Genomic DNA, 15,632 nt, shown 5'->3' on the forward strand with positions numbered 1-15,632 from the left:
AACCAAAGACTCTTTGGGGCGTTATATTTTGGCTAATCCTTCCGCATTAACAGGACCGACCTTATGGGGATTACCGGTTGTGGCAACAGAAACCCCCGCGTTTAAAGGGAAATTCTTAACAGGGGCATTTAATGCGGGGGCACAGCTCTTTGACCGTGAAGAAACGAATGTGGTGATTTCAACGGAAAACGCCGATGATTTTGAGAAAAACATGATCTCTATCCGTTGTGAAGAGCGTCTTGCTTTGGCGATCAAGCGTCCAGAAGCCTTTGTTTACGGTAATTTTACGATAGCAACATCAAGTGATTAATGTAACTAAGGCGGTCTTTATGGCCGCTTTTTCTTTGGAGGTGATATGAAATTAGTCATCTTACGAGTCATTTATTTTGAGGGACGTGTGGTGCTTGAAGGCGAGCAGATTGATACCTTAGAGCAACATGGACGGGAGTTAATCCAAAAAGGCTATGCCAAAGAACAGGAAGAAGCACATCTTGTTATTGAACCTGAACCTGAACTTGAACCGAAAAAAAATATTAAGGCGAAAAAGGAGAAATAATGCTTTCTCTCGAATTGGTGAAACAGCATTGCAATATCGATCCTGATTTTACGGATGACGATAATTTATTGACGCTGTATATCGGTTCCGCTGTGAAATATGTTGAAAATTACACGCGTCGAACATTACATAAAACTCAGGAGATGGATAAAGCACAAGAAGATCCTGAAGCCTTGTTCTTAACGGATGATGTGATTGCGGCAATGCTCTTATTAATTGCGCAATGGTATGAAAATCGTGAGGGGGTGATTTCGGGGCAAGCTTTTTCTACACAACCTTTTGCGGTCACCGCACTACTTCAACCTTACCGGATTTATGGGTTGTAGGAGGTTTTATGCGTGCAGGACGATTACGCCACACTATTCATATTCAAAAATCAGTATTAGCGCCCGATGCCATCAGTGGCAGTGATGTGATTTGGACGGATCATGCGACCAAAGTACGTGCAGCGATCATGCCTTATCAAGGACGGGAATATTTTCAAGCCCAGCAAGTACAAAGTGAGGCCACAACGCGAATTCTTATTCGTTATATCGCTGATATTGATACCTCGATGCGTATTGTATGGGGGGAGCGAATATTTAATATTATTTCGATTATTGACCCTGATGAGCGTCATCGTGAGCTTCAATTAATGTGCAAAGAGGGCGTGAATGATGGATGAAATTAAAATCAGTGGATTGTCTGAACTCGCTCAACGAATGCAAGACATTGCCCGTAAAACCAGAAATCAAAGCGCGCGTAAGGCGATGAACGCAGGGGCTTCGGCGTTAAAAGAAGAAATCAAACATCGAGTACCTATCCTTAAGGAAAAGGTACCGCATCGACGCAAAGGCACCATCAAGCGCAATATTCGTTCTAAAACGAAAGTGCAGCGCAATGGGCAAGTCAAAACACGTATTTGGGTGAAATCATTATCGGGTAAAAAGGTGTCTGCCTTTAAACAGGTAACGGGAAAAAGTGCGGCATTGAACCCGAATGATCCGTTTTATTGGTGGTTTGTCGAGTTTGGTACCGCCAAGATGCCCGCACAACCGTTTATGCGCCCCAGCTTTGAAGCAAAAAAGGAAGCAACGGCCAAAGTGATTATTCAAACACTCAAAGAGGATATTGAAAAAGCAAGGTAGAGACCATGATACAGCAATTAAAAGAGACCCTTTCACCGCTTGTCGATGGAAGGGTTTTTTTTCAGGTATTACCCGAAGACAAAGGGCATTATCCCGCCATTGTGATCCAGTTTGCCAGCATCACGCCTAACAGTGCGCTGGAGGATGCGGATTTAGATAACTATCGCGTGCAACTTGATGTGTATGCGCCACAGCCACAACCTCTGATGGTATTGCGTAAAAAAATCGAGGCTCAGATTGTTGCGACAATCCCATTTGCACAACGGGTGAATGCGGTCTTTGGGTATGAAGCGGATGTCAAATTGCATCGGCTTGTTCTTGAATTAATGATTTCATCAGATAAATAAGGAATGGATATGGCAAAGTCAAAAAACCATAAAGCGACGCCTTTCCTCGGCACGAAGATCTTTGTGCAAACAGGCTTAGGAGAGGCGATGACCGTGACGGAAGCGACGTTATCACCCGCAACCATTACCATCGCCAATAATAAACTGAAAGCGGATGACATGATTATGTTATCGGGTTTAGGGGAGTTAGATGGGCGTTTTCCCATTGCACAGGTTGATGGCAATAAAGTGACCCTGTGCGACGAAGTGGATTGGAGTGATAAAACGTTACCCACGGATTTTGCAAACGCCAAAGCACAACGTATTCAATGGTCTAATAATTTTTGTGCGGTGAAAAGCTTTAGCAAAGACGGTTCAACGACTGAACAAATCGATGTCACCACCATTTGCAGTGATGGTAAGGAATATGAATCCGGCGATACGGAATACGGCTCAATTAAATTGACCTTTTTCTTACGTTATAGCTCCAGCGATGTGCAGCGGCTCTTGCGTAAATATGAAAACAGCAAAGAAAAATTCGCAGTGAAAATGGTCTTAACACGAGATGAAGGCTCCATGTTTTATTACGGCTCCGTCGAAACGGGTATGAACATTGATGGCAGTGTAGGGCAAATGATGGATTCGGGGATCTCGATTAAATTGTCTGGCCGTGATTATTTGAATGTGAAGAAATAACCCTTAATTCACCTCTTTCATTATTTCTCTTCTCCCTTCTCGATAAAAAATTTTAGGAGTGATTATGTCTAACGCTTTATTGCGTGAATTAGTGTTAAACCAAGCACTGAAAGTGACGCCTTTTACTTATTTAGACAACACCTTTTATGTCAAAGAGCTGGATGTTGGCACCATGAATTACATTCAGCGCAAACTTCGTCAAATTAAAATCAAGCTCGCTGAGGCGCAGGATATTTATTTAGATGAAGACGATCCCGAACAATTTAATGAGGCGATAAATCGTGTCTACGATGAATATGATGTCGCCAGAATGCTGGCCTTTAAGTTGTGTGATGAAAAAGGGGAACTGCTTTTTGATGCTGAAAATGAAGCAGATTTAAAAGGTCTTAATCGTCTAGGGCAAGGGTTCTCTAATGCGGTGTTTACGGCTGAAGCGGGGAACAACGAAAAAAACTTGGAGACCGACGACAATTTCAATTGATATTGTCGTTGGCACTGGGAAAAACGCTCGCGGAAATCGAGCAAATGCCCGAAAGCCACTTGTGTGAATATGAAGCCTTTTATCGCAAACAGCCCTTTGGTTTATGGCGAGAGGATTATCGGATGGCACAAGTGGCACATCTTCTCGCGATGATAAATCGTGATCCGAAAACGTCTCCACCGGAATTGATGGATTTTATGCCTATATGGCAAAAGAAAACCACAGAAGAAAGGTGGGATACGGTCACAGATCAAATCTTAGCACATCGATAGCCCCTTTATTGGGGCTTTTTTTATTGTTTTAAGGAGTTTTTATGGCTGGCGCATTAGGTCGATTAAATATTGATTTGACGCTGAATACGGCAAATTTCACAAATGCGATCAACCGTAGCCAGCGCCAAACAGAACAATTTGGGCAAAGTATTCGCGTCAGTCTTCAAGCTATCACCGTACAGCAAGAGCGAATGGTATCGCAAACCGCAAAATCCTCGGCACTTTTTGCCCGTTTTGCGAGTGTCACAGCAAGTGCGTTATCCATTCATCAAGTCATTAATTATGCTGATAGTTGGACGGAATTACAGAATCGCTTAAAACTGGTGACAGAAAGCTCCGTCGAGTTAAATAAAGCTACACAAGCCGTCTATGACATTGCCCAAAAAACCTATCAATCATTGGATGCCACAGCACAGGTTTATCAACGTTTTGCAGATAATGCCGATCGCTTAGGCTTAAGTCAGCAAAAAGTGGCTGGACTCACTGAAACTGTATCAAAAGCGGTTTCTCTTTCAGGAGCCAGTGCTGCCTCTGCTGCAATGGGGTTAACTCAGTTTGGCCAAGCATTAGCAGTAGGTCAGTTACGTGGGCAAGATTTAAATTCTGTTATCGAGCAAATCCCTGGTTTAGCACAGGCCATCGCAGAAGGCATGGGGATCTCCATGGGGGATTTAAAAAAGAAAGCCCAAGACGGTGAAATGACGATAGAGAAAGTCATTCAAGCCTTAGAACGTGCAGCCGACAGTGTGGATAAAAAATTTGCTACCAGTGTGACAACCGTTAGCCGAGGTTTCACCAATCTTCAATCGGCGATGACAAAATTTATTGGTGAAGCGAATCAAGGTACAGGTGCGACTCAGCTTTTTACCACAGGGATGGCCACTCTTGCCGATAATCTATCGTTAGTCGCTAAAGTGGTTGAAGGGATCGCCGTCACGGCATTGATAGCAAAACTCTCTCAATGGACGAAAGCCACTTATCTGAAAAACCAGGCTACATTGAATGAGGCCAAAGCCACATTACAGAGTGCAGAGGCAAACAGTGTGGCAGCAACCAGTGCCGTGAGGAAGGCATGGGCGGATAAAGAAGCCGCCACATCGGCGCTCAATAGAGCCAAAATGGAATATCAAGTTGCTAGAGGCACTAACGAGGAAAAAATAGCACTCGATAACCTTATCGCCACAAAATCACTCGCAAGAACAGCCTCGCTAAATTATACACAGGCATTAACCGCAGAAAACGTTGCTCAACGTGCATTAACGACCGCTCGGCGTCAATCAACGGTGGCAGGGCGAGCGCTCAACAGTGTTATGGGATTGGCGGGTGGCCCTATTGGATTAGTGTTGACAGGTGTGGCGGCATTGGGCATGGGATTGTATGAATACAGCGAAAATGTCAAACAAGCCAAGTTAGAATCGATTGAATTTGCTAATTCCCTTGATACATCAACAGAAGCGTTAAACAAAATGAGCAATGCCACGTTAGTGGCGAATTTAAGCAAAGTTTCATCGGGCATTAACGCGCAATTGGAGAAAATCGAGGAACTTAAACAACAGGTTATTTCCTTACAAGATCTATCAAAATACAGCGTTGAGAGTGAAAAGGCGTTTACTGAACAAGGTGTGGGGGATTTATACCTTAAACGAGTGGCTGAAAAGCAAAAAGAGCTTGATGCTGCGATGGGGATATATGCAGAGCAAGTTAATAACTTAGAGCGTCAGCGAGCCAATATGCAAAATATGTTGGCGACACTCAAAGAAAAAGTGGGCGATCAAGCTCCTGAATATAAACGCTATGCCACTGAGTTACAAAATGTTGATGCCGTTATCAATTCACTTAAGGCGAGTTTAAAGAGTTTAGGCATTGAATATGAATCACTCATTGATATCACGTTTCAGGCGACAAATAGCCAAGTGAATGCCGCCACGGCGATTGCTAAACAGATTGATGAATCGATTGAAAAATCGCAACGTTCAGTGGCAAAAGCGCAAGCCACAGGGAAGGCATTAGCGAAATTAAATGCAGAAGATGTATTGGCCTCACGCAAAATTACGCCAGATATGCAAGGCTACGATAAAGCCTTACAAGCGGAAATTGAGGCACAACTGGCACTGCAAGCCAAACAGACGTATAAGCCCAGTCATAAATCAACGATTGATTATGCCAAACAGTACACCAAAATCTTGACAGAATTAGAGGAAAAACAAGCCTCACTGATTGCGGATGGACAAAGCATTCAGCTGTATGGCACTACCTCTTCTTTTAATGAGTACACATCCGCCTTAGCTGATATCAAACAGAACAAAGATAAGTTTGATGCCATCTTAAAAATCGATCCCAAAGCGATTGAGACGATAAAAGAAAAAGCGAAAGCCATTGATGACTTAGCGCGAGCCAACTCGGTTGCGCAATTTGCTTATGATCGCGGTAAAGAAATTGAGCAGATGCAATTTGAAACTACCTTGATAGGAAAATCACGCGCAGAGCAAGAAAAGCTTAATGCCCTTCGTCAGATAGATGTGCTGTATCAGCAAGCCAGTGTGGATTTAGGCGAAAAAGAGTTGGCGAATTTACAACGCAATGTCGAACTCACTAAGCAGCAGATTGAGGAAGAGCTGAGGAAGCGAGAGGCCATGAAAGGCGATCCGATGGTGGGATTAAAACAAGGCTTATCGGATTTCAGTGAGTCGGCTATGGATGTAATGGAGAACGTCAGAAACGTCACCACCAATGCCCTTAATAATATGTCTGATGCATTAGCCGATTTTGCTTTAACGGGCAAAGGAAGCTTTAAAGATTTTGCCAATGCGGTGATTTCCGATATCACTCGAATGGTGATGAAAATGCTGATTTTCAAAGCCATTGAAGCAGGCGGGCAGGCAATGGGCTTTGATATGGGATGGATGAGCAAAGGGCATGCTTACGGTGGCTATACGGGGCATGGAGGAAAATTCGAACCTAAAGGGATTGTGCATGGTGGTGAGTTTGTTTTTACCAAAGAAGCGACGGCTAAATTGGGTGTCGGCAATCTCTATCGCTTAATGCATGCGGCGCAAGGTTATGCTTCAGGGGGCTTTGTGGGGGCGGTCGCAGGACGAATACCCGTTACACCGCAACCGACGTTAGCCCGTGCAGGTGGTGTGCAAATGACGGTCGTTAATCATATTACAGTGACAGGAAATGGTGACGCTGTACTTGCGCAGGCAATGAAAGAAGCCGCACAACAAGGGACAGAAGCCGGCGCACAGAAAGCTCACGCGATGATNGGGTTGGGTGCAAATGACGGTCGTCAATCATATTACGGTGACGGGAAATGGTGACGCTGTACTTGCACAGGCAATGAAGGAAGCCGCACAACAAGGGACAGAGGCCGGCGCACAGAAAGCTCACGCGATGATGTTACAAGACTTTCAAAGTAATGGCGCAGCACGTAGAACATTAGGAGTTTAAATGTCTATTCTTGAATGGCCAAAAGAAGTGATCCCCACACAAGAGAACTGGCAATTATTGAGTAACAGCAAAACCTTTACCTCGCCGTTTAATGGAAGTAGCCAAACGGTACGCTTTCCGGGAAGTCGTTGGCGTTGTGAGCTGACATTCAATAATTTAAATGAAGAGAAATCGCGCCAGTTAGAAGCGCTGGTGGCTTCATTGGATGGGATGTCGGGGCGAGTCAAAATAGCCAGTTGGATAAGAAAAGGGCGTTATGGATATGGTTCGCCTCGTATTGCAATACCAAGCCAATTAGGTAATCGGCTAGAAACAAAGGACTGGAAGCGCAATATGCGAGTGTTACAGCAAGGGGATCGTTTAACTGTGGGCAATGAACTCAAAATGGTGGTGGCGGATGTGGTCAGTGATAATCAAGGACGTGCCATTATTCTTATTTCGCCGATGTTAAGAACATCACCTACCGTCAATGAAATGCTCGAAGTTGAGCGTCCTTTTGGAGTTTTTCGGCTCGTTGATAATGAACAGGGTAAATTTCAGCATCGTCGCTTGGGGTATACCCATATCACGTTATCTTTTGAGGAGGTGTTGTACTAATGCAATATCATCCATTTTCTGATGCCATGGTCAACGCGATTAATGAAGGGGCTTATATCGTTTTAGCTGCCAGACTCGATTTGAAATCAGGCGTCACCTGTGTGCATACCGGTGTTGGGCAACTGATTATTGCGGGGGAAACCTATTTAGGTGTAGGAAGTTTAGGCGAAATCAGTCAGCTGAAAGAAAACAAGACAACCAGCCCTCCACAATTACAGCTTAAATTAGCGGGTTTTGATAAATCGCTGGTGGGGATGGTGATGAATGAGCAAAGTCGAGGACGCGAAGTCCGGTTGATGATGGTCGCCATCGGCGAAGAGGGGAAACCGTTGCTTGCTGAAATCTTATTTGTTGGACAAATCACATCGATCAATGTGGTGTCTGGTGAAGAGAATGCCGTATGTGTTAATATCTCAAATCGATTTGAGCGATGGTCAATTGGTTTGCCTGATCGGTTTACTGATGAGTCGTGGTCATCAAGAAGGCAAGGGGATCGTATCTTTCGTTATGTTGCTCAAATGGCTGAACGGGCCATTTATTGGGGCAGCAAGAAAGATGCACCATCATTTATTTATAAATAATTGTTGGAAGAAACAAAATGAGTAAAAAACTTTTAGTTACTTTAGTTATGACCAGTCTATCGCTATGTGCGGCAAATGCACAAGCCGTAGGTGAAAATACACTTTCATTAGGTTATGCACAAAGTCATGTCAAAGCAGATGGCGATAAACTAAAAGAAAATCCTAAAGGCTTTAACGTCAAATATCGTTATGAATTCGATAATCAGTGGGGAATGATTGGCTCTTTTGCATATACGCATCAAGGGTATGATTATCGTTTCGGTTCTCAATCTGTTGGAACTGCAGATTTGGACTATTATTCATTCACTGCTGGGCCTGTTTATCGTTTTAATGATTATGTTAGTGCCTATGGTTTATTGGGGGTTGCTCACGGTAAAGCCGAAGTAGAATTAAAAGGCTTCGGTTATCATGAGAAAGAAAGTCAAAGTAAATCTGCGTTCGCTTATGGTGCGGGTCTTCAATTTAACCCCCATCCTAATATCGCGATTGATGCTTCTTACGAATACACTAAATTAGATGATGTTAAAGTGGGCACATGGATGCTTGGTCTTGGCTATCGTTTTTAGTTAAAAGATAAACAGAGAATATAAAAGTCGGCATTATGCCGGCTTTTTTGTTTTTAGGCATTTTGATAATGAAACAACCTAACTGGACACTTAAATTACCTGAAACCATAAGGGCGGCGATGAGTCGCCCTTTTTCATGGGGCAAATTTGATTGTTGTATTTTTGCCTCTGAATGTATTTACGCACAATGTGGTTTCTCGCCAATAAAGCCTTATCTCAATCACTATAAAACTAAAGCTGAAGCTTTCAATCTTATCAAATCCAAATTTGGCTCCTTAGAGAAAGCCGTATCACGCTATTTCAAATCCATTGAGATTGAGCGCGTTCAGCGTGGCGACCTCGTACTGTTTAAAGGTGAGGACGGTGACTGTTTAGCCGTGGCCTGGGCGGGGCATTATTGGGGGGTAACCCCACAAGGCGTGAAGCCAGTGCAGATTAACCCAATCAAAGCGTGGAGAGTGGAATAATGGGTGGGAGTGGTGGATTAATTTCAAAAGTCGTGGGTGCTGGCTTAATGATTGCGGGGCTATTTACCGGAGGCGTGACCTCGGCGATAGGCATGGCACTGATGGCAGCAGGCGTCGCGGTTCAAGTCGCGGGTTCGCTTATCTTTAAGCCTAAACTGCCTTCCATGAATTATCGAGATACCAGTGAACGCAAACAGATGTTACGTTCATCGTCTGCGCCTGAAACCGTGATCGTCGGAAAAACAGTGATATCGGGTTTGCTTTTCTTTGCCGAAGAAGAGGCGGGTGAACAAGATGAAAACGAAAAAATCACACTGGCATTAGCGTTGGCAGGGCACCCCATAGAAAAAATCGGGAAGATTTGGTTAGGGGACGATTTAATTGAGACGTTTGGTGAATATACCGTTCATGAAGTCAAACACCTTTGGTTGAAGAGTTTAAAAATCACGGCACCTGTTGTTGAAGTGGAGTTACATAATAGCAGAGAAGATGTCGATCCCTTTATGCTAAAAAATTGCCCATCATGGAAAGAGGATATGATTGGTCGAGGTCTGGCGTGGTTACGTGTGACACTCACGTTTGACCAAGAAAAATTCCCTTATGGATTACCCAATGTGAAATGTGAAGTTTGGGGAAAACATCTGTTTGATCCTCGCACTGGGCAAACCGAGTGGAGTAATAATGGGGCTTTAGTCATTTTGGATTATTACCGTCATTATTTAAAAGTACCTGATACAGATATTGATTTTGACAGCTTTAAACAGGCGGCCGATTTATGTGATGAAAAAGTGAGTCTACCAGAAGGTGGATTTGAGTCGCGATATACCCTTAATGGTGCCTATGACTTAAATGAGAGTCCATCGAGTGTCTTGGAAGCGATGCACAAATGCATCAACGCGGAACCGACATTCACCGCAGGAAAACACGGTATTCAAATCGGCGCTTATTATGGGCCGGCAATAAAAACCATCACCGAAACACAATTGATTGGCTCTGTCACCTGTACCCCTGAAACAGGTTTAAAAGACGCGACCAATGCGGTGTATGGCACATTTATTGATGCCGAACAGTTGTACACAAAAACCGACTTCACGCCTGTGATTGTGGACGAATGGGTGAAAGAGGATGGCTTAGAAATTCGGGAGAATATCGACTATCGTTTTGTCACCAGCCCTTATCAAGCCCAACGATTAGCTCGCCAATATCTTCGCAAAAAGAAAGCGGGAAGACGAGTTCAACTTACGATGAACTTAGACGGCTATGCTTATCGCCCGGGGGAAGTTGTGCTTTTAGCATTACCTTCTTTGGGGATTAGTGGACTGGAATTTCGTATTGCCGAATGGTCTTTCCATGCTTTAGACGGTGTGGCTTTAACGTTGGAAGAGGATGGTGCCTATTTATATGAAGATGTGATTGGCAAATCGTTTGAGCGTCCACCATTTGTGAGTTTACCCACTGGTGGTGTTGCTTCCCCTATTAATCTTACCTTTGTTCCACTTGCCGTCAGTGACATCGTACAAGGTACACTTTCTTGGCAGAATGTGGCGTCTGATGTGCGCTATAATACGGTTAATATCCTTCAAAATGGTAAAGTGATTCAATCTATTCAGGTGCCGGCTGAGCGTGTTGATATTAACGGATTAGCGCGAGGAACTTATCGTGTTGAAGTTAGAGCAACAAATGTGGCCGGTGCGATGTCGGCACCTGCTATCAGTGACTTTGCCATTCAAGCGCCACCGCCTCCTGAGCATATTGATGTTACCTCTGGCTTATTTAATCTGACCATTGCACCGAAACAAGGCGATAGCGCTGTCTTTGGTTATACCTTTGAGTTTTGGTTTAGTGAGGAAAAGCTCGCTGATCTTTCTGAAAATGAAGTGATCACTAAAACAAACAAAGTTGGCCAAGGGAATTTCTGGACGCAAGAGAGTTTAAAAGCAGGACATACCTATTATTTTTATGTTCGAACAATCAACAGCTATGGTAAATCACCTTTTGTGGAAGCTTCGGGGACTTGCTCTTCTCAAACGGATTTAATTCTTGAGGAATTAGCGGGGCAAATTAGTCGAGATCAACTCGCACAAGACCTATTGGGTGAAATTAACAGCAAAGCTAACCAAATCGATATTACAGAATTACATGAGCTAATGAGGATAAATCACGACAAGCTTTTAGAGGAGTCAATGAGGCAAGGCGCGACGATTGAAGAAAGTGAAAAAAAACGGGAGGAATCAGAAAAATTACTGGCTGAGCGGATGAATAAAGTTTCAACGGCAACAGAAGCACAGGCCGCTGCAATCAAACAAGAGCAACAAGCGCGTATTGATGCGGATAAAACTGAAGCGCAACAACGGCAATCCTTAGCTACTCAACTTCGTGGTGATTATACTGGCAATGATTTATCGAAAGTCACCGCAGGACTCATCTCCGCTGAGAAGCAAGCGCGAGTTACAGGTGACCAAGCGGAAGCGAAAGCCAGACAGTCATTGGAAACACGGATGAATGGGAATGTTTCCGCGATTAATCAATCACTAGAAACCCTCACCTCGAAACAGCAAGCGCAAGCACAAGAGATTTCAACGCTCAATTCAAATCTTAAGGGGAAAGCTGATAGCAGTGCGGTAAATGCGTTAAATACGCGAGTGTCGAATATCGATGGAAAAATGACGGCTACCGCTCAGCAAGTCACTCGCCTAGAAAGCCAAGTGGGTACAAGTTCAGCCAAAATAGAGCAAACCTCGAAAGTGGTTACAAACTTAAATGGCAAAATCTCCGCATCATGGACAATGAAAGTTCAGCAAGATAGCAAAGGGAATAAAGTCATTACCGGCATTGGCTTAGGATTTAATGCGCAAGGAAATAGCCAATTTCTGGTTAATGCCCAAAACTTTGCGGTGATATCGTCATTAAACGGCAAAGTGGTGACACCGTTTGTTGTGAAGAATGGACAGGTGGTTATTCATGAAGCCTTAATGGATAAAGCGTGGATACAGAAACTAGTAGTACTCAATTATTTTAAATCATCGGGATTTGATAAAGGGAATGGCTTTTTATTGGATGCAAAAAACAATATTTTCCGCTTTACGGGTGGTAATGGGGCATTAAATATCACCAATAATCAATTGGTCGTCAAAGATGAGAAAAAACGCCTTGTGATGAAAATCGGTTATCTAGGGAATTGATTTATGTATGGTCTTGAAATTTTTCCTGTTGAAGGCGGTAAACCTTACCGTTTAACGCGTGATACGCAAATTCTCTGTTATTTAACCTCTTATCAGATAGGGCCAGAAGATTGGCCCCATTATCGACAACCGAAAAAAACACGGAGCAAAGTCATTCATGAAGCCATGGGGTATGAGGCGTTCGCCATCCCAAGAGTGGCTTCTGTGTATATGGCGGTGAATGATTATGCGTATTTTCAGGGAATAACGCATATCCGAATGGAAGGGCCTGTATTACGTTATGAGTATGTTTATGACAATGTTCAGGTTCAAGACCCACAGATGGCCAAAAGAGCCAATATGGTGGTCGATATTTATGGTATCCCGTTACCGGATAGTACAAAACCAACGTATGGTGTGGAGTGGTATGGGGCCTTTCAGGGATTTCGAAGTGCGATTACACGTAATACACAAATGACTTATTGTGTGTTTCGACAAAAAATCCACCTTGAAGGCGGGCGCTATTGGTCTTTGCCGACAACATTACCGCATTTAGATAAGTGTGTTGTGTTTTATCATGCCACCAACCCTCAAGCGGAAGTGAGCTATTTAGCGCATAAAAAGCAATTATACAGTTCAGCCCAAACAGACATTTATGTGTGTGTTTTCGTTTCAGGAATGGTTTTGACCCCGAAGAGACGTTGGGGGTTATCACTGTACAGTGAAGATGGAACACTGGTCTTTAATACGGACTATCTGCCTTTTACCCGAGGACAATCAATGGCATTGTTATTACGGGAGGGGAGTGTAGAGACTCCATATAGCTTGCCTTTAGTCTGTGCAACAAGTCAGTTTGTGAATGCGTCTTATCAGGATGACCATATTGATTGGGCCAAGCGCAATACGGGGATACGTTTTCGGGGAAAACAGATTTTTGTGAGCGAACGAATACGTGATGCTCATCGGCAACATCATGTAGAGCAACGTATCCCCTTTTATGTCCTCAATGGTTCACATTATTTTTAGTCAAAAATGTGAATGATATAAAATATTTAAGTAGTACTAAGTTTTTATTCTGTGTAACTATAAATGGGTGTGTATTGATATATTATTTATTTAATATGTAATAAATAGTTAGTCTATTTTATTTCATCGTAAAGTCGTCTCGGCTGATAATACTGTTTTTGCCCATGAAATTGCCTCAGCTTTGGCTATATTGTGGGTTGGTAATAAACTTTCGGGTTTAACTTCTAATATTGAGGCGATAGCAAATATATGCTCTACGGTGAATTTAATGTGACCATTTTCTAATCGAGAAAAATGTTGTTGACTTATTCCAAGTAAGTATCCCATTTGTATGCCGGTTAATTTTAGTTCTTTTCTTTTTTGTTTTATTTTTTTACTGATGATGTAATTCAATGTATTCATGATATTGTCCCGATTATAAATATCTTGCAACTAAACTGGATAGAGCAAAAAGTTATAAGATTAATTTAGTTTAAATAAAAAAATTTTTTTAGCTATAAAAAATACGGTTTTTATATTGTTTATTTCATCTTATGAGGGCGGTGGTGTGTTTTTTTGTTTTTTTTTCAATTGGTTGTGTTGTTTTTTTGTGTGGTGGTTATTTATTCGATATTTCAATATTGTGTTAATAATGAAATTATAGATTATATAATTAATAAAAATTTTTGCTTATTTATTGATCACCTTGCTTTTTTTTTACTATTTATCAAATGATAAAACACCTGCAAATGATATTGATTTCTATTATCATTTGGTTCTACTTTGTTGAGAGATATTTATACTGGTTATTTCTATTTTGGGTATATAATTATAATAAAAAATTAACTTTAATATTAAAAATAAAATGAAATTCTTGAATGTCATTTTTTATTATTGATTATGTCTTTAATGTATTGTATTAATATTTTGTTCATCAGGTTTTCATTTGAAAATCTTAACATTACGTTTATTAAAATTTAGCCCGTATTTATACGGGTTTTTTTTATGAATATCAGTTTTTTTACTAATATTATTGCGAATTTAATTATAATATATAGCTAAAAATTTAAGAAAATTAGTAAAGATTTCTATTGAATTATAATCATATTATAATTTTTAAAATTTTAGTTAATTACAGTGTGGGCTGAGATTAATACAAAAATATCTGATATAAAGTATATTGCTTAGTGCTGATATTGATTATTTAATCAAATGATTGTGTTGTTATATCCTTTCTTAAGTTAAATAATTGGTTTTTTTGTTCAAGCCAAATAATTTTAATAAAATTAAAAAACAACTAATATCATTGTTAAAAGATTATAAGATTTAATTAATGTAAGAATATTTACTTTGTGAATTTTATCATATAGCATTTCTTTCTTTAATGTTATAACTCATTGGGTTTATTTCTTTATTTATGAATTTTATATTGAATTGTAAATTCAGATTTTGTCTATTATTTATTCTGTTTCTGAGTTTTCATAGTATTGCGAATGACGATTATAATAAAAAAAGTAACAATTTGATAACTGAGGCTCAATTGGTTGAGGATCCTACTCTATTATTACGATTATTTATTCCTGCATTAATAAGAAATGATGTAGAAGGTGTTGGATTATTACTTTCTATTTATGAAAAACAAAAAAAGCAAGAAGATGATGAATTGTTAATATGGGGTAATGCTATTATTGCTCGTAAGAATAAACAATTAGATAAGTCAATATCATTATATAGAAGTTTAGTTTCTAGAAATCCTAAATTAGTATTTGCTCGATTACAGTTAGCAATTGCATTATTTGAAAATAAAGAGAATGAGGCGGCATTAGAACAATTTGATAAACTGAAAAGCGAAAATTTGAATGATAATATAATTGATATTATTAATAAATATTCTGAATTAATCAATCATCAGAATGATTGGTCATTTAATGGTGGCATTGTTTATCTAAATGAGTCAAATATTAATAACTCTCCTAAATTAGGTGTTAATACTGCAAATTGGAAGAGTACATCAAAGCCTGAAAGTGCAGAGGGTTTTTCTTATGTCGGTGTAGCTGAAAAGAAGTTATCGATATATAAAAATTANGGTGGCATTGTTTATCTAAATGAGTCAAATATTAATAATTCTCCTAAATTAGGTGTTAATACTGCAAATTGGAAGAGTACATCAAAGCCTGAAAGTGCAGAGGGTTTTTCTTATGTAGGTGTAGCTGAAAAGAAGTTATCGATATATAAAAATTACTTTTCTTTATTGAATTTTCGAGGAAAGGGGAAATATTATTGGGATAACTCTAAATATAATGAAATATCTTCTAGAGTGAAAGTGGGATTTGGATATAAAGATTTA

General features: G+C 40.8%; 19 protein-coding genes. 18 read left to right on the forward strand and 1 reads right to left on the reverse strand.

Annotation, left to right across the window (positions count from 1 at the left end):
- From B6258_RS06545 to B6258_RS06620, 17 genes are all read left to right on the forward strand, one after another.
- The coding region (locus tag B6258_RS06545) for a phage major capsid protein (RefSeq protein ID WP_099074607.1) at positions 1-310 on the forward strand (310 nt) is incomplete at its 5' end.
- A gap of 45 nt (positions 311-355) precedes the next feature.
- The gene (locus B6258_RS06550; protein ID WP_099074608.1) at positions 356-556 is read left to right on the forward strand and encodes a DUF7210 family protein; all 201 of its coding nucleotides are present in this window, start codon (positions 356-358) and stop codon (positions 554-556) included.
- A complete protein-coding gene (locus B6258_RS06555; protein ID WP_058336093.1) occupies positions 556-882 on the forward strand; it encodes a head-tail connector protein in 327 nt (108 codons plus the stop codon). The genes B6258_RS06550 and B6258_RS06555 overlap by 1 nt, the downstream gene beginning before the upstream one ends.
- Positions 883-890: 8 nt before the next feature.
- Positions 891-1,220, forward strand: coding sequence for a phage head closure protein (locus B6258_RS06560; RefSeq protein WP_099074609.1), 330 nt, complete (start codon positions 891-893; stop codon positions 1,218-1,220).
- Complete coding sequence (locus B6258_RS06565) at positions 1,210-1,683, forward strand: HK97-gp10 family putative phage morphogenesis protein (RefSeq protein ID WP_099074610.1); 474 nt, start codon at positions 1,210-1,212, stop codon at positions 1,681-1,683. The genes B6258_RS06560 and B6258_RS06565 overlap by 11 nt, the downstream gene beginning before the upstream one ends.
- 5 nt (positions 1,684-1,688) lie before the next feature.
- Complete coding sequence (gene gp17, locus B6258_RS06570; protein WP_099074611.1) at positions 1,689-2,030, forward strand: tail completion protein gp17; 342 nt, start codon at positions 1,689-1,691, stop codon at positions 2,028-2,030.
- A 9-nt stretch (positions 2,031-2,039) separates the two neighbouring features.
- On the forward strand, positions 2,040-2,705 hold the full coding sequence (locus B6258_RS06575; RefSeq protein ID WP_099074612.1) for a hypothetical protein: 666 nt from the start codon (positions 2,040-2,042) through the stop codon (positions 2,703-2,705).
- Positions 2,706-2,769: 64 nt separating this feature from the next.
- Positions 2,770-3,186 (forward strand): hypothetical protein, encoded by a 417-nt coding sequence (locus B6258_RS06580; protein ID WP_099074613.1) that lies wholly within the window; start codon positions 2,770-2,772, stop codon positions 3,184-3,186.
- A 44-nt stretch (positions 3,187-3,230) separates the two neighbouring features.
- On the forward strand, positions 3,231-3,458 hold the full coding sequence (locus tag B6258_RS06585; RefSeq protein ID WP_192940830.1) for a phage tail assembly protein T: 228 nt from the start codon (positions 3,231-3,233) through the stop codon (positions 3,456-3,458).
- Positions 3,459-3,649: 191 nt separating this feature from the next.
- On the forward strand, positions 3,650-6,778 hold the full coding sequence (locus tag B6258_RS06590) for a phage tail tape measure protein (RefSeq protein ID WP_476704255.1): 3,129 nt from the start codon (positions 3,650-3,652) through the stop codon (positions 6,776-6,778).
- Positions 6,738-6,908 (forward strand): hypothetical protein, encoded by a 171-nt coding sequence (locus B6258_RS18040; protein WP_164996143.1) that lies wholly within the window; start codon positions 6,738-6,740, stop codon positions 6,906-6,908. The genes B6258_RS06590 and B6258_RS18040 overlap by 41 nt, the downstream gene beginning before the upstream one ends.
- Entirely contained in the window at positions 6,909-7,505 is a 597-nt protein-coding gene (locus tag B6258_RS06595) for a hypothetical protein (protein WP_049217140.1), read from the forward strand. It begins immediately after the preceding gene.
- The gene (locus B6258_RS06600; RefSeq protein ID WP_099074616.1) at positions 7,505-8,086 is read left to right on the forward strand and encodes a hypothetical protein; all 582 of its coding nucleotides are present in this window, start codon (positions 7,505-7,507) and stop codon (positions 8,084-8,086) included. Before B6258_RS06595 ends, B6258_RS06600 begins: the two co-directional genes overlap by 1 nt.
- Before the next feature lie 17 nt (positions 8,087-8,103).
- The gene (locus tag B6258_RS06605) at positions 8,104-8,652 is read left to right on the forward strand and encodes an Ail/Lom family outer membrane beta-barrel protein (RefSeq protein WP_049206484.1); all 549 of its coding nucleotides are present in this window, start codon (positions 8,104-8,106) and stop codon (positions 8,650-8,652) included.
- Positions 8,653-8,720: 68 nt separating this feature from the next.
- Entirely contained in the window at positions 8,721-9,119 is a 399-nt protein-coding gene (locus B6258_RS06610; protein WP_099074617.1) for a DUF6950 family protein, read from the forward strand.
- A complete protein-coding gene (locus tag B6258_RS06615; protein WP_099074618.1) occupies positions 9,119-12,301 on the forward strand; it encodes a phage tail tip protein J-related protein in 3,183 nt (1,060 codons plus the stop codon). Before B6258_RS06610 ends, B6258_RS06615 begins: the two co-directional genes overlap by 1 nt.
- A 3-nt stretch (positions 12,302-12,304) precedes the next feature.
- Positions 12,305-13,306, forward strand: coding sequence for a hypothetical protein (locus tag B6258_RS06620; protein ID WP_099074619.1), 1,002 nt, complete (start codon positions 12,305-12,307; stop codon positions 13,304-13,306).
- 123 nt (positions 13,307-13,429) lie between these two features.
- Here B6258_RS06620 and B6258_RS06625 read toward each other — a convergent pair whose 3' ends face one another.
- Complete coding sequence (locus tag B6258_RS06625; protein WP_060961214.1) at positions 13,430-13,708, reverse strand: helix-turn-helix domain-containing protein; 279 nt, start codon at positions 13,706-13,708, stop codon at positions 13,430-13,432.
- 994 nt (positions 13,709-14,702) lie between these two features.
- Here B6258_RS06625 and B6258_RS06630 point away from each other — a divergent pair.
- Positions 14,703-15,632: surface lipoprotein assembly modifier (locus B6258_RS06630; protein ID WP_129586849.1), on the forward strand; the 930-nt coding region annotated here is incomplete at its 3' end.

The sequence above is a fragment of the Proteus alimentorum genome (assembly GCF_002607735.1).
Classification (GTDB): Bacteria; Pseudomonadota; Gammaproteobacteria; order Enterobacterales; family Enterobacteriaceae; genus Proteus; species Proteus alimentorum.